The organism is Nostoc commune NIES-4072, from assembly GCF_003113895.1.
Taxonomy (GTDB): Bacteria; Cyanobacteriota; Cyanobacteriia; order Cyanobacteriales; family Nostocaceae; genus Nostoc; species Nostoc commune.
The window spans coordinates 6819379-6833850 of the sequence record NZ_BDUD01000001.1; the positions used below are offsets into that span (position 1 = coordinate 6819379).

11 protein-coding genes are annotated in these 14472 nt (G+C 42.5%); 9 read left to right on the forward strand and 2 right to left on the reverse strand.

Going from position 1 to position 14472, the window contains the following annotated elements:
* Positions 1-333 precede the first annotated feature (333 nt).
* The 8 genes from CDC33_RS30565 (at position 334) to ribD (ending at position 11102) form a co-directional block, all read left to right on the forward strand.
* Complete coding sequence (locus CDC33_RS30565) at positions 334-669, forward strand: DUF2499 domain-containing protein (protein ID WP_109012119.1); 336 nt, start codon at positions 334-336, stop codon at positions 667-669.
* On the forward strand, positions 666-959 hold the full coding sequence (locus CDC33_RS30570; RefSeq protein WP_109012120.1) for a DUF3593 domain-containing protein: 294 nt from the start codon (positions 666-668) through the stop codon (positions 957-959). The genes CDC33_RS30565 and CDC33_RS30570 overlap by 4 nt, the downstream gene beginning before the upstream one ends.
* A 53-nt stretch (positions 960-1012) precedes the next feature.
* The gene (hisA, locus tag CDC33_RS30575) at positions 1013-1786 is read left to right on the forward strand and encodes a 1-(5-phosphoribosyl)-5-[(5-phosphoribosylamino)methylideneamino]imidazole-4-carboxamide isomerase (RefSeq protein ID WP_109012121.1); all 774 of its coding nucleotides are present in this window, start codon (positions 1013-1015) and stop codon (positions 1784-1786) included.
* A 116-nt stretch (positions 1787-1902) separates the two neighbouring features.
* Positions 1903-2046, forward strand: coding sequence for a hypothetical protein (locus CDC33_RS37975; protein ID WP_219930077.1), 144 nt, complete (start codon positions 1903-1905; stop codon positions 2044-2046).
* A 169-nt stretch (positions 2047-2215) separates the two neighbouring features.
* Positions 2216-8071, forward strand: coding sequence for an ATP-binding sensor histidine kinase (locus tag CDC33_RS30580; RefSeq protein ID WP_109012122.1), 5856 nt, complete (start codon positions 2216-2218; stop codon positions 8069-8071).
* Positions 8072-8400: 329 nt separating this feature from the next.
* On the forward strand, positions 8401-9000 hold the full coding sequence (locus CDC33_RS30585) for an MBL fold metallo-hydrolase (protein WP_109012123.1): 600 nt from the start codon (positions 8401-8403) through the stop codon (positions 8998-9000).
* 121 nt (positions 9001-9121) lie between these two features.
* Positions 9122-9667 carry a GNAT family N-acetyltransferase gene (locus tag CDC33_RS30590; RefSeq protein WP_109012124.1) on the forward strand — a complete coding sequence of 182 codons (546 nt, stop codon included), beginning with the start codon at positions 9122-9124 and terminating at the stop codon, positions 9665-9667.
* A gap of 220 nt (positions 9668-9887) precedes the next feature.
* Positions 9888-11102: a bifunctional diaminohydroxyphosphoribosylaminopyrimidine deaminase/5-amino-6-(5-phosphoribosylamino)uracil reductase RibD gene (ribD, locus tag CDC33_RS30595; RefSeq protein WP_109012125.1), complete on the forward strand. Its 1215-nt coding sequence runs from the start codon at positions 9888-9890 to the stop codon at positions 11100-11102.
* Between the two features lie 42 nt (positions 11103-11144).
* Here ribD and CDC33_RS30600 read toward each other — a convergent pair whose 3' ends face one another.
* Both CDC33_RS30600 and CDC33_RS30605 read right to left on the reverse strand, forming a co-directional pair.
* Positions 11145-11363 (reverse strand): hypothetical protein, encoded by a 219-nt coding sequence (locus tag CDC33_RS30600; RefSeq protein WP_109012126.1) that lies wholly within the window; start codon positions 11361-11363, stop codon positions 11145-11147.
* 444 nt (positions 11364-11807) lie between these two features.
* Positions 11808-13649 carry a serine/threonine-protein kinase gene (locus tag CDC33_RS30605; protein WP_109012127.1) on the reverse strand — a complete coding sequence of 614 codons (1842 nt, stop codon included), beginning with the start codon at positions 13647-13649 and terminating at the stop codon, positions 11808-11810.
* Between the two features lie 292 nt (positions 13650-13941).
* On the opposite strand from CDC33_RS30605, the gene CDC33_RS30610 reads away from it, so the two are divergent.
* Positions 13942-14271 (forward strand): hypothetical protein, encoded by a 330-nt coding sequence (locus CDC33_RS30610; protein ID WP_109012128.1) that lies wholly within the window; start codon positions 13942-13944, stop codon positions 14269-14271.
* Positions 14272-14472 lie beyond the last annotated feature (201 nt).

The window sequence follows — 14472 nt, forward strand, 5'->3', positions numbered from 1 at the left end:
GACGTTGAGCCTCTGAACTCGGAAGTTGAGCCTCTGAACTCGGAAGTTGAGCCTTTGAACTCGGACGTTGAGCCTTTGAACTCGGAAGTTGAGCCTCTGAACTCGGACGTTGAGCCTTTGAACTCGAAATCTTTAAAATTCTAAAAGAACAAGCAAAGATTTTGTTTAAACAAATATAAAATTCAAGCTACATATCACCTTGACACCACTACTCCTAACTCTTGTACAAACATGATTAATCGCGTCTCTCTTGTACAGACGCGATTAATCGCGTCTCTCTTGTACAAACATGATTAATCGCGTCTCTCCTAACTCCTAACTCCTAACTTTCTTATGCACGCCCTATCGATTCCCACCTGGATTATTCATATTTCTAGCGTTATTGAGTGGATTGTCGCCATTTGGTTAATTTGGACTTACGGCGAACTCACTGGTAATCGCAATTGGTGGGGATTATCCCTTGCCATGTTACCAGCTTTAGTCAGCGCCATGTGTGCCTGTACCTGGCATTATTTCGACAACGCCGAATCTCTAGAATGGTTGGTAACACTTCAAGCTACCATGACCTTAGTTGGTAATTTTACGCTTTGGGCAGCAGCGTATTTGATTTGGCGTTCTACCAAGTCTCCTAACACTGTCGAACTAAAACCTATTAAATCAGAGCAATGATTTCTAAAGAAACCCTGTTTGCACTTTCACTGTTTCCCTATTTGGGTTTCTTGTGGTTTATCAGCCGCAGTCCGCAAATGCCGCGTTTAGCGCTGTATGGATTTTACGGTACTCTCGTCTTTGTTGCCATCACCATCCCAGCCGGAATTTATGCTGTATTGCATTATGGCAAGTCTTTGGCAGATGTAGATTGGTTGCACGGTGGTGCAGAAGTATTTTTGACCCTTTCTAATATCTTGCTTGTGCTGGGTTTTGGGCAAGCTGTAAGGCAATTAAAAATGAAAAATTAAAGATCATAAACCCAGCTATAGCTAGAGTTTTAATTGCAATGAGGAAAAAGTAAATGGATGTAATTCCAGCAATTGATTTACTAGAAGGTCGCTGTGTGCGACTGTATCAGGGAGACTACGATCGTTCGCAAGTTTTTAGCGATAATCCTGCTGATGTTGCCAAACAGTGGGTAGATCAAGGTGCTACCAGATTACATATAGTTGATTTAGATGGTGCTAAAGCAGGTAAAGTAGTAAACCTGGGAGCAATTGAAGCGATCGCTCATGCGGTGTCAGTGCCCATTGAAATTGGCGGAGGATTGCGCGATCGCACCAGCGTGCAACAAGTATTCAATCTAGGCATACAGTGGGCAATTCTCGGAACCATTGCCGTAGAACAACCCCAGTTAGTGCAACAACTGTGTGAAGAATTTCCTGGGCAGATTATTATTGGCATTGATGCCCGTAACGGCCGAGTAGCAACTCGCGGTTGGTTAGAAACCTCAGAAGTTTTAGCAACCCAACTGGCTGTACAAATGCAAGAATTGGGTGCAGCCGCCATCATTTACACAGATATTCACCGTGACGGTACACTTATCGGCCCCAATTTAGAAGCTTTGCGAGAACTTGCAGCAGTAATTTCCATCCCAATAATTGCTTCTGGTGGAGTAAGTTCTGTTAGCGATTTGTTGAGTTTGTTAGCATTAGAACCTCAAGGCGTGACTGGTGTGATTGTCGGACGTGCCTTGTATACTGGGGATATTTTACTCAAAGAAGCGTTGCGAGCGATCGGGCCAGGGAGAATTCAGGATATCCCACCCAATCTAGATTTTTCTACCTTTGCTTGACATTTTCTCCCTTTCGTAAAGACACACTGTACTTTGGACTCCGAGTACAGTAGTGGCTTCTCTTAACAAGTCCGGCTATTTGTTTTAGCTAAAGAGTGAACCGTACGGAGAATGAAATGGTTGTTACACTGCAACTGCGCCAGATCGACCTTCAACCAGGGCAGTGCTTGACATTGCGCGAGATCAGTTGGGCAGAATTTGAAGCAATTTTAGAGGAACTTGGAGAACATCGCCCTGCACGAGTTGCTTACTATCAATGATCGTCAAGAACATATTTGTGATTAATAGCATCCTCACCACATAGACGATTTTCTAGTCTCTTTCCTAAAATATCTTTATAGCTATTCATTCATTTTCTGCCCACCTTAGCTGTAAATATTGCCATGTTTTTGGGAACCCTAAGTACTGAGGTCTCAAAAATTAAGTCGTATGGTCAGCATTCCCGGATATGACGTTAGCAAAGAACTCTACAATGGTTCTCGAACCTTAGTTTATCGCGCTGATCGAGAAGCTGACCGAAAGCCTGTGGTGATTAAGCTGATGAAAAGTGCTTATCCCAGTTTCAATGAATTGGTACAGTTTCGCAATCAGTTCACTATCGCCAAAAATCTGAATCTACCTGGAATCATCCAAACCTACAGCCTGGAACCCTATCAGAATGGCTATGCGTTAGTAATGGAAGATTTTGGGGGAATTTCTCTTAAAGAATGGGGAGTGGGGAGAAGCGTAGAATCTCTGATGGAGTTTTTACGAATTGCGATCGCTCTGTGCAATACATTAGATATTCTAATTCGTCATCGGATCATTCACAAAGATATTAAACCCGCCAATATTTTAATTAATCCAGAAACTAAAGAAGTTAAATTAATTGACTTTAGTATTGCATCTCTACTGCCACGGGAAACTCAAGTTCTTATGAGTCCTAATGTGTTAGAAGGGACACTCGGCTATTTGTCTCCAGAGCAAACTGGACGGATGAACCGGGGAATTGATTACCGTACTGATTTTTATTCTCTGGGTGTAACTTTTTACGAATTACTAACAGGGGAATTACCATTTAAATCGCACGATGCAATGGAATTGGTACATTGTCATATTGCCAAACTTCCGCCTTTAGTACATGAGATTAATCCGCAAATTCCGCCTGTACTCTCATCTATTGTCAGCAAATTGATGGCAAAAAATGCCGAAGACCGCTATCAAAGTGCATTTGGGCTGAAATATGATTTAGAAAATTGTTTGGCTCAACTCAATAAAACGGGGAAAATTGCAAGTTTCCCAATTGCTCAACGGGATGTGTGCGATCGCTTTATTATCCCAGAAAAACTCTATGGTCGTGAGCATGAAGTTGAAACTCTGCTAAAAGCCTTTGACCGCGTTACCAACAATCAGACAGAACTAATGCTGGTGGCTGGTTTTTCTGGTATTGGTAAAACTGCTTTGGTCAACGAGATTCACAAACCCATTGTCCGACAAAGAGGCTACTTCATCAAAGGCAAATATGACCAATTTAATCGTAATATTCCCTTTTCCGCTTTTGTCCAGGCGTTTCGAGACTTAATGGGGCAATTGGTGAATGAAAGTGATGTCCAATTGTCAACTTGGAAAAATAAAATTTTACAAGTGCTGGGTGATCAGGGTCAAGTTATTCTTGAGGTAATTCCCGAACTCGAACAAATTATTGGTCAACAACCACCTGCAACAGAACTTTCACCAAGTGCAGCCCAGAATCGCTTCAATTTACTTTTTCAAAAGTTCATTCAGGTATTCACCACAAAAGAACATCCATTAGTAATTTTCCTCGATGATTTGCAGTGGGTCGATTCTGCATCACTCAAGTTGATGCAGTTGCTGATGAACCAATCAGGAAGTGGATCTTTACTTTTAATTGGAGCTTATCGAGATAATGAAGTCTCTACCGCGCATCCTTTGACGCTGACTTTAACGGATATTCGCAAAGCTAATGCCACCATTCACAGCATTACTTTAGCCCCGTTAAGTAAAGCCAGTTTAAATCAATTGCTGGTTGATACCTTGAGTTGTTCAGTTGAAGCTGCCCAACCTCTAACGCGACTCATCTATCAAAAAACTCAGGGAAATCCATTTTTTATAACGCAATTTCTCAAAGCATTGTATGAAGAAGGACTAATTACTTTTAATTTTCAGCAAGGATACTGGCAATGTGATATTGCTGGTGTGAAAACACTCGCCCTCACCGATGATGTGGTAGAATTCGTAGCGCTACAGTTGCAGAAATTGCCAGCAGCAACGCAAAATGTGTTGAAATTAGCCGCGTGCATTGGCAACCAGTTTGATTTGCTAACCTTAGCAATTGTTTCTGAACAATCGGAAACCGAAACGGCAGCATCTTTATGGAAAGCTTTGCAAGAAGGGTTAATTTTACCTACTAGTGAAGTTTATAAATTCTTTCAAGATAGCGGGCATGATTCTGACTCAAACCCCTTCAATTCAAATTTCCAAGTCCCCACCTATAAATTTTTACATGACCGGGTGCAGCAAGCGGCTTACTCTCTAATTCCAGGTGAGCAGAAACAATTTACCCATCTAAAAATTGGTCAATTACTCTTGCAAAATACCTCTGAGTCTCAGCAAGAGGAGCGAATTTTTGAGATTGTTAGTCAGTTAAATCGGGGAATATTGCTAATTACCCAGCCAATTGAACGTCAAAAATTAGCTCAATTAAATCTAAATGCTGGTCGAAAAGCGAAAGAAGCTACCGCTTATGGTGCAGCAATACATTACTTAAATTCCGGAATGGAATTGCTGACAATTAATAGTTGGGAAATCGCCTACGAACTGACTCTAAGTTTATACGAAGAAGCCGCCGAAGCTGCCTTTCTCAGCAATCAATTTGAGCTAATGGAATTTCTAATCCAGATTGTTATCCAACAAACAACTACCTTATTGGATAGAGTGAAAGTTTATGAAGTTCAACTCCAAGCTTATCAGGTGCAGGGTCAACCATTCCAAGCGATCGCAGCCGGGCGTGAACTTCTCAATCAACTTGGGGTGACATTACCCGAATCAGTAACGCCTTTAGACATTCAGCAATATGTCGTAAACACGCTCTCCACCTTGGCAGGCAGAAGTATTGAGAGCTTAGTTGATTTGCCATTGATGGATGATGCCAAAGCTTTGGTTGCTTTGCGGATTATCGCTAGCATCGCTCCCGCCATCCATCAGAGTTCCTCCAATCTGTTGCCAATTATTGCCTGCGAAGAGGTGAATTTATCTCTTAAATACGGCAATGCACCACTCTCTGCACCAGGGTACGCAGATTTTGGAATTGTACTTAATAGTTGTAACCAACTGGAGTCAGGTTATGAATTTGGCAAGCTAGGTTTAATGCTTGTAGATAAATTTCAAGCAAAATCTGTTCAGAGCATGACTATATTTAAGGTAGCTGCATTGAATCAATGCAATAAACAACATGTTCGCACCTCAATTAGTTTATTGCAGGAATCTCATAATATTGGATTAGAGACAGGTGATTTTTTCCATGTACTTTCATCCATGATTTTCAAGTTATTCTATGTCTATTTAAGTGGCACAGAAGTTTTGGAAATCTTGCTAACAGATATCAAAGCCTACCAATCTAATTTCGCCAAAAATCAGCGTTTATTAAATTGGTCAAATATAATCTGTCAAAGTATTAAAAATCTAACCGAATATAGCAACAATCCAGAGTGCCTCATTGGGGAATATTGTCAAGAAGAACAACTTTTATCTACGCTTATCAAAGAAAACGACGAATTAACACTCCATATATTTTTCTTAAATAAGTTAACACTCAGTTATTTGTTTGAAAATTTTCCGGCGGCAGTTGAGAATGCAAATCAGGGAGAGCAATACCTCAACGATGGCACAGGAATGCTATCTGTACCTGTCTTCTACTACTACGATTCTTTGTCCCGGCTTGCTGTTTATCCAACGGCTGAACCACCTCAACAAGAACAATTACTTTTGAAGGTTAGCGAAAACCAGGAAAAATTGCAGTTTCGAGCCAAATTCGCACCGATGAATTTCCAGCACAAATTTGATTTGGTGGAAGCAGAACGCTATCGGGTTCTGGGCGAAAAGATGGCAGCAATGGAATTGTACGATCGCGCCATTTCTCTTGCTAAAGAAAACGAATACATCCAAGAAGAAGCTTTGGGCAATGAACTAGCTGCCAAGTTCTACCTCGATTGGGGCAAAGAAAAAATCGCCCAAGCTTATATGCAAGAAGCTTATTACTGCTATGCCCGTTGGGGCGCTCAAGCTAAAACCGAGGACTTAGAAAAACGCTATCCCCAGCTCCTGGCTCCCATCTTACAAGGGCAACTTAATCGCTTTCAACTCAGTTCAACGGTCGATGCATCATCATTCCCACATCAAACCATTCACACAAACCTTTCTAGCAGCAGTATTTCTGAAGCCCTCGATTTTGACGCCATCTTTAAAGCCTCACAAGCTCTCTCCAGTGAAATTAAATTAGAGAAATTACTTACTACCCTATTGCAAGTGGTGATGGAAAATGCTGGGGCACAAAAAGCTGCCCTGCTTATACTCCAACAGGACAACTTAGTGGTTGAAGCTGTAGCCACCATCAATGAAGGAGTCACTTTAGTATCTGTGCCATTGTCAACCAGCCAAAACATTCCCATTACACTGGTAAACTCTGTCAAACGCACCTTAAAAACTGTTGTGCTGGATGATGCAACAGCACAAACTGATTTTATCGCCGACTCATATTTCATGCAACAACAACCTAAGAGTGTGTTGTGTACACCGATGTTAAATCAGGGTAAACTCATCGGGCTGCTATATCTAGAAAATCCGTTGACAATTGGTGCATTTACAAGCGATCGCACTGAAGTTATCCAACTGCTATGCACCCAAGCCGCCATCTCTTTAGATAATGCCCGTCTTTATCAAGAATCTCAAAATTATGCCCATCAACTAGAGCGATCGCTTGCTCAACTCCGTGCCAGTGAAGCCCGCTTCCAGAAAGTCGCTGATAATATTCCTGGGGCAATTTACCAACTACGTTTAAATCCTGACGGTTCAGTTTCAATGCCCTACATTAGTTCTGGCTGCTACAAACTTTATGAAGTCAAAGCAGAGGAAATAATGGCAGGAACACAAAATCTCCGTTCTCTGGAACATCCAGATGATTTTGCCAGCATTCAGCAGGCGATAATCTATTCTGCTGAAAACATCACACCATTTCGACACAAATGGCGAATTATCACACCTTCTGGAACCATGAAATGGATTCAAGGTGCATCCCAGCCAGAGCGACAAGCCGATGGATCGATTGTATGGGATGGCGTAGTTATAGATATTAGCGAAGGCAAACTTGCTGAAGCTGCACTACAAGAGTCTGAAGCTCATTTACGCCATAAATCTCAGGATTTAGAAGAAGCGGTGCAAAATTTCCAACAAGCCCAATTACAAATGGTGCAAAATGAAAAAATGGCAACCTTGGGTAACTTGGTTGCAGGAGTGGCACATGAAATTAATAATCCCATTGGGTTTCTCAAAGGCAGTGTCAACAATGCCGAAGAGTATATTCAAGACTTACTCGCCCATATCCAATGCTACCAAGAACATCATCCGACTCCTGCGATCGCAGTCATTGAGCATGGCCAAGAAATTGACCTAGAATTCTTGGCTGAGGATTTACCAAAATTAGTAAGCTCGATGAAGGTGGCTTCAGAACGAATTAAGGACATTAGCATCAGTCTCCGCACCTTCTCTAGAGCCGATACTACCGAAAAAGTTGCTTGTAATATCCATGAAGGGATTGAGAGTACGCTATTGATTTTGAAGTATCGCCTCAAAGCTAACGAAAAACGTCCAGCGATCAAAGTCATCACGGAATACGGAGAATTACCCCCTGTCAAGTGTTTTTTAGGGCAGTTAAATCAAGTATTTATGAACATTATTGCTAATGCAATTGATGCCTTAGATACATCCACTGAAGGGTGTTCTTTTGCCCAAGTACAAGCCAATCATCAGCAAATACTGATTCGCACCGAAGTATCCAGTGACCAACGCACGGTAGCAATTCGCATCAGAGATAACGGTCAGGGGATGCTAGAGGAGGTTAGAACGCGGATTTTTGACCACCTGTTTACAACTAAAGAGGTTGGCAAAGGTACGGGATTAGGATTAGCGATCGCTCGTCAAATTGTTGAGGAAACCCATGATGGGCGGTTGAGTTGCAATTCTGTGCTTGGTGAAGGAACAGAATTTGTCATTGAGATTCCAGTGTCTTAATCAATACTTCTCGGGTTTTGGGGAATGGGGTTGCGGGAAAGGGGAAAGAAAAAACCTTTAACCTAAACCCAGTAACCTTTTCCCGAAACCCAATTCCGAGTTAAAAATCCTTTACGCGAGCAGTATTGGTATTGGTGTCTTAATAGCTAATACTCCGATTTGAACATCAGTTTTGTAGCCGAATTTGGAAATATCTGCAAGAACGTAATAGGCATTAATTTATCGTAGTATACTCAAATTCCAGATTTAGAGGGAATGCAACCTTATAATCTATATACTTAATTATTGATATTAATAGTCAATTATTGAAGTACTGATCCAGAATCATCATGAAATCTTTGCACCGTCCCGATCTCTATAGCTGGTCTAATTTCAATCCGGCAAGAAATATTGATTTCAATGGGATTGCCTGGATTCGGCCAGATGGCAACATCTTGATTGACCCAGTAGCCCTATCAAACCATGATTGGAATCATCTCAAATCCCTCGGTGGTGTGGTTTGGATTGTGCTGACGAATTCTGAGCATGTCAGGGCAAGTAAAGATATTGCCGATCAAACTTATGCTAAAATAGCTGGCCCTGTGGCAGAAAAAGATACTTTCCCTATACCTTGCGATCGCTGGCTGTCTGACGGTGAAGAATTTGTGCCAGGACTGGAGGTAATTGAACTCCAAGGCTCCAAAACTCCCGGTGAATTGGCTTTATTACTGGAGGAGACAACTTTGATTACAGGAGATTTAGTCAGGGCACGCAAAGCAGGTAGTTTAACAATTTTACCAGATGATAAGCTGCTGAATCGAGAGGAGGCTGTTGCTTCTGTTCGCAGGTTAGCAGAACTGAGTCGGGTAGAAGCAGTGTTGGTGGGGGATGGTTGGCCTGTCTTCCGCGATGGACGCGATCGCTTAAAGGAGCTTGTAGCGACGCTGTAAATGGTAAGGTAGCACAACCAGCTGTGCTACCCTACAAGAGATTGTGGTTCAAATAGATAAAAAAGGCTATTAGGTTGAATTGTAATTTAAAACCTTTTCAGCAATCAAACCGGATTCCTAGATGTTAATTGATGTGACCACCTGGTATTTAGAAATGCTTGATCCAAGTCAGCTTCGTCCTACTTTTTCAAGCAATCCAAAACTTACGGTCATCCGTGCTGAGATTCCATGCCCTGAGTTAAATCGCTTTTTATACCAAAGCGTAGGTGGCGACTGGTATTGGATTAGCCGTTTAAACTGGAGCTACGAAAGCTGGTTAGAATATCTAAACCGTCCAGAACTCCACACCTGGGTAGCATATCTTTCAGGAACACCCGCAGGCTATGTTGAGCTAGAAGCACAACCAGGCGATAATGTTGAGATTGCCTACTTTGGTCTACTACGACAGTTTATCGGGCAGTCTATTGGTGGACATTTACTGAGTGTTGGTGTAGAAAAAGCTTGGGCAATGGGAGCAAAGCGAGTGTGGGTTCATACGTGTAGTTTGGATAGTAGTCATGCACTTGCTAATTACCAAGCAAGAGGTTTCCAACTCTACAAAGAGGAAATCTATCAGCAAGAACTACCAGAGAAACCGATTGGGCCTTGGACTGGTGCATCTGGTTGAAAGAGTTGTCTGTGCCGTTCGCTTTACAGGCAGGAATGTTGATATCTCCTGGCTAGAAGTGGGATAGTTAACGCTACAGTTGAGTGAAATATCACATAAGCTGAGATAGCCAATAATAGCGCCTGGATTTAATCTGTTTAATTATCAGGAGCAAAGCGCGATTCTCCTGTGGAAAGGCTGTGCGATCGCGTGCAGAATATTTACAGTATTGCCTAAAATTATGGATAATTCCCCAGTGGTCGCTCAAGCAGATGCATCCTTAGTAAATTACACTCAGGAAAGTAAACATCTAGTGGAGTCAACAGTTGGATTGAATTCACCACCAAAGGAAAAAATCGGAAGTGACTTTGACTCTCGCATGATGCTGCGGTGTTTGGAACTGGCTCGCCGCGCTTTAGGACGGACTTCGCCAAATCCGCTAGTGGGAGCGGTGGTTGTCAAGGATGGCGAGATTGTCGGCGAAGGGTTTCATCCTCGTGCAGGTGAGCCTCATGCAGAAGTGTTTGCCTTGAGAGCAGCAGGCGATCGCGCTCGTGGTGCAACAATCTATGTGTCACTAGAACCTTGCAATCACTACGGGCGTACTCCCCCGTGTTCAGAAGGATTGATCCAAGCAGGAGTGGCAAAAGTAGTGGTGGGTATGGTTGATCCCAATCCACTAGTAGCTGGAGGTGGTATTGCCCGTTTACGTGCGGCGGGGATCGAGGTGTTGGTAGGAGTAGAAGAATCAGCTTGTCATCAGCTAAATGAAGCTTTTGTGCATCGCATTCTCTACAAACGACCTTTAGGAATTTTAAAATATGCCATGACTTTAGATGGCAAAATTGCTACTACCTCTGGTCACAGCGCCTGGGTAACAAGCCAAGAAGCCCGCACTGAAGTACATCAGCTGCGGGCGGCTTGCGATGCAATAATTGTCGGCGGTAATACAGTTCGCCAAGATAATCCTTACTTAACCACCCGTCAGGTGGAAGCACATAATCCCCTGCGGGTGGTGATGAGTCGCCATCTCAACTTACCGGAAAATGCCCGTCTGTGGCAAACTGCGGATGCTCCAACTTTGGTGTTGACAGAGAAGGGTGCTAATCCCGACTTCCAAGAACTGTTGCTCAAGCAGGGAGTGGAGGTGGTGGAATTAACATCACTTACACCAGATAAGGCTATGGCGTACTTGTATGAGCGCGGTTTTTGTAGCGTCTTGTGGGAATGTGGTGGAACCTTAGCTGCTAGTGCGATCGCTCAAGGAGCAGTACAAAAAGTTTTAGCATTTATTGCCCCGAAAATCATTGGTGGTAGCATTGCTCCCACACCTGTGGGCGATTTAGGTTTTACTACCATGACTGAGGCTTTGTCATTAGAACGTGTTCGTTGGCGTGTAGTCGGCTCTGACTGCTTAGTGGAAGGTTATTTTCCCCAAAAAGCCAATAGTCAATAGTAATAACACTTGACTATCAATCAATTCATCGTGATTTTGCTATCATGAACACTGACGTTCATGGGCAATATCACGTATAAGGGCTAGCCGAGATTGAATGTAGTGGCACAGATAATCAGTTTCGTTAGAATCTAACAACACTTGTGTTTCGGTTTGTTTCACTAACCACTGCACCAAGCTAGCATCATCCAGTTGTAAGAGGAGCTTGGCTTGGGCAGTTTCAACCACTGACCAAAGCTGACGCATGATTGTAGGAGTCATCAGACCTCAATTGAATAATTAGCTTTGCTGTCTTTAGATTACACAATTACCATCGCACTTTACGACATGAATGTAGAAGCTGAGACAAGTATTATTAAAAAGTTAATAATGGTATTTAAAACTTTATGAAGATTAAGAATTTGAAACTTAGTTTTGAAAATGGGAATTGGGAATTGGCTATTAAGTAAAATGGCGTAAATAATTAAAGGTTTGTAGTAAGAACTTTAGTCCTAAAAGAAGGACTGAAGTCCTTGATACGAACTCAATTACAATAATTTTACAAAATTTAACATAGTTCAATTTATTCGCACCGACTTAGTTAGTTACGACTCATAATTTAACTAATGACTAATCACTAATGACTAATAAATAACTATATTAAATCATGAATCTGTCTTCTAGAATACAAAAATCTAAATTTTGAGGACAATGTTTCCCAGGAATTTAACAGCTTTTGGCTGTAGATGGACTCACAAAATCATGTAAATTTTCATCCCAAATACTAATGTAAATAAAATTACATTGTTGGCGGATAATCTGACCCTTAACTGAGCCATTATTAAAACTAAAATTATCAGATTGACGCTGTTGTACTTGTTTGAGTCCCTGCTTTATATTTTCCGTAGCTTGTCCACCTAACATTCCATTCAAGGTAGTCTCCATTACCTGCGGGTCTACCGATTCGGCAAAAGATACCTCAGTTTGACGCAGTACTTTAGAATTACGATCAAATAAGTAGCCGAGGTCAATTTTGTTTGGCACTAGTTTGTAAACGACAGCACGGGTATTACCCCATGCGCCTCTTAAATCTCGATTTGGTTTGCCGAGGGTAGCTTCTACGATGTTTCTTGATGTACCTGTAGGAAATGCGGGAACGCTTTGCCTGCTGGTAGTGGCAGCTAATTTACTACGCGGCTTCTTTTGTGGCGTAGAACGCATTTCTGGTGTGGGAACTGGGCTGGCATTGCCCAAAGCAGGTATCGCCTCATTCTCTGGTTCTGGGTGTGGTGTGGAGACTACTGGCGCTGGAGTATCTGAAGTTACAGGTTCCTTCTCTGGCTGTGGTATAGATATAACTGGGGGATCAGAGGTTGGCAAAGGATCGGGAATTACTCGCCGTCGTGCTGGTGAAGTCGGCACAACTGGAACTGGAGAAGTTTGGGAAGAAACAGGCGGTTCGCTAGATGCAGGAGTGGGCAAAGATGGCGATGGAGTAGGGCTTGTGGCAATAGTTGTTTCTGGTTGTTGCTGACGAGTGATGTTAGAAATTGCTACTGCACTAAGCAAGCCGCCTATAAGCAAACTACCAACAATCGCAGCAGGTTTTTGCCAGTTTCTATCAGAGGAAGACGGTGCAGCAGAATTTTTTTGCGGAGAATACAATGGCTGAGTTTGTCTCGCTGTCGTGGGAGAAAAGCTAACTGTAGGAGTATTTGCAGCTAACTCAGTAGGTATATTACTAGCAGACTGCAAAGCGTGTAGCATTTTACTAGCAGTACTATAGCGATCGCCAGCATGAGGCTTAATAGCTTGATTGAGTACCTGAGCCAATTGGGAAGAGACATGAGGAGCGTGATCTTGCCAAAGTATTTCCCCAGTTTTGAGATCAGTTTGTAGTTCTTGCGGGTGTTTACCAGTCAGCAGATAAACTGCCGTTAAGCCTAAACTGTAGATATCTGTAGCGTAAACTGGGCGGCCAACCGCTTGTTCGCTAGGCATATAACCAGGCGTACCAATAACGAGCGATCGCGTCGGGTATCCCGGAGAACTCACCACCGAACGGATTGTTTCTTTGACTGCACCAAAATCAATCAAAACTGGCTTGCCATCAACAGAACGGAGAATAATGTTCTCAGGCTTAATATCCCGGTGAATAATGCCTTTGCTGTGGACATAATCTAAAACCGAAAGCAGACTCAAGAGAATTTGGCGAACAGCAGTTTCACTCTCAAATCCTTTAGCTTCGACAATTTTGGTTAAGGTTTGCCCGTGAATCCATTCTTGGACGAGGTAAAATTGCCCATTCTCAGAAAAGTAGGCATAGAGTTTCGGAATTTGGTTACTACTTTCACCCAAAAACTCCAAGGTTGCTGCTTCCCGTTCAAACCGTTGTTGGATAATTTGGTAGGTTTGCGGGTCATTATTGGTTATCGGCTTTAGTTGCTTGATTACACAGCGACGGCGAGAAGGCATGTGGACATCTTCTGCTAGAAAGGTTTCGCCAAACCCACCAGCGCCGATTACCTGGATAACTTGATAACGATTGTTTAGCAGGGTTATTGTCATGAAAAATCACAAGCGTAGACACCGGAGACATTTTGCCTCTGGGCTTGTCGTCAGACATGGCCCTTTCCAAATGTACATCAGATAAGTTCATGAGTTATGGATACTAAACCTCTTGCAAAAATCTATCCCCTTTTCCACATCCCGGATACTGTTGACGAAGTGGTAGGGATTCTAACCCATCAGCCTCAATTCATCCTAATTTCTTTAATTTCAGCGCGTTTCAACGCACTTTAGCTATGAGCAATCAATTTATTGCAGGGCGGGAAAGCAACGCAAAACTAGGATTTTAGGGATGGAGGGTTTAGAGTACTCCGAAATAACAAATGAGTACTCCGAAATAACAAATGAGTACTCCGAAATAACAAATGAGTACCCCGAAATAACAAATGAGTACTCCGAAATAACAAATGAGTACCCCGAAATAACAAATGAGTACTCCGAAATAACAAATGAGTACTCCGAAATAACAAATGAGTACCCCGAAATAACAAATGAGTACCCCGAAATAACAAATGAGTACTCCGAAATAACAAATGAGTACCCCGAAATAACAAATGAGTACCCCGAAATAACAAATGCGTACGCCGAAATAACAAATACGTACGCCATTGCAAGAATTTAGCTTTGTCAGGCCAGCGTAACGAACTGCAAATCTTTAGTAGATGAAGTTTTTCCGACTTGTGTGTACACCGTAGCCTTATAAAGGGGAGGGAACTAGATTTCTTGTTTCCCCCCAAAATATCGGGGGGATTAAGGGGGGTAATTGACTTGTGCGTACACCGTAGCCTTAGTAAGGAGAGGGGATTTGACTTTTGTCAAAAGC

Coding starts and splice junctions, on each gene's coding strand:
- CDC33_RS30565 (WP_109012119.1), top strand. CDS start 334: ATGCACGCCCTATCGATTCCCACCTGGATTATTCATATTTCTAGCGTT.
- CDC33_RS30570 (WP_109012120.1), top strand. CDS start 666: ATGATTTCTAAAGAAACCCTGTTTGCACTTTCACTGTTTCCCTATTTG.
- hisA (WP_109012121.1), top strand. CDS start 1,013: ATGGATGTAATTCCAGCAATTGATTTACTAGAAGGTCGCTGTGTGCGA.
- CDC33_RS37975 (WP_219930077.1), top strand. CDS start 1,903: ATGGTTGTTACACTGCAACTGCGCCAGATCGACCTTCAACCAGGGCAG.
- CDC33_RS30580 (WP_109012122.1), top strand. CDS start 2,216: ATGGTCAGCATTCCCGGATATGACGTTAGCAAAGAACTCTACAATGGT.
- CDC33_RS30585 (WP_109012123.1), top strand. CDS start 8,401: ATGAAATCTTTGCACCGTCCCGATCTCTATAGCTGGTCTAATTTCAAT.
- CDC33_RS30590 (WP_109012124.1), top strand. CDS start 9,122: ATGTTAATTGATGTGACCACCTGGTATTTAGAAATGCTTGATCCAAGT.
- ribD (WP_109012125.1), top strand. CDS start 9,888: ATGGATAATTCCCCAGTGGTCGCTCAAGCAGATGCATCCTTAGTAAAT.
- CDC33_RS30600 (WP_109012126.1), bottom strand. CDS start 11,363: ATGACTCCTACAATCATGCGTCAGCTTTGGTCAGTGGTTGAAACTGCC.
- CDC33_RS30605 (WP_109012127.1), bottom strand. CDS start 13,649: ATGACAATAACCCTGCTAAACAATCGTTATCAAGTTATCCAGGTAATC.
- CDC33_RS30610 (WP_109012128.1), top strand. CDS start 13,942: ATGGAGGGTTTAGAGTACTCCGAAATAACAAATGAGTACTCCGAAATA.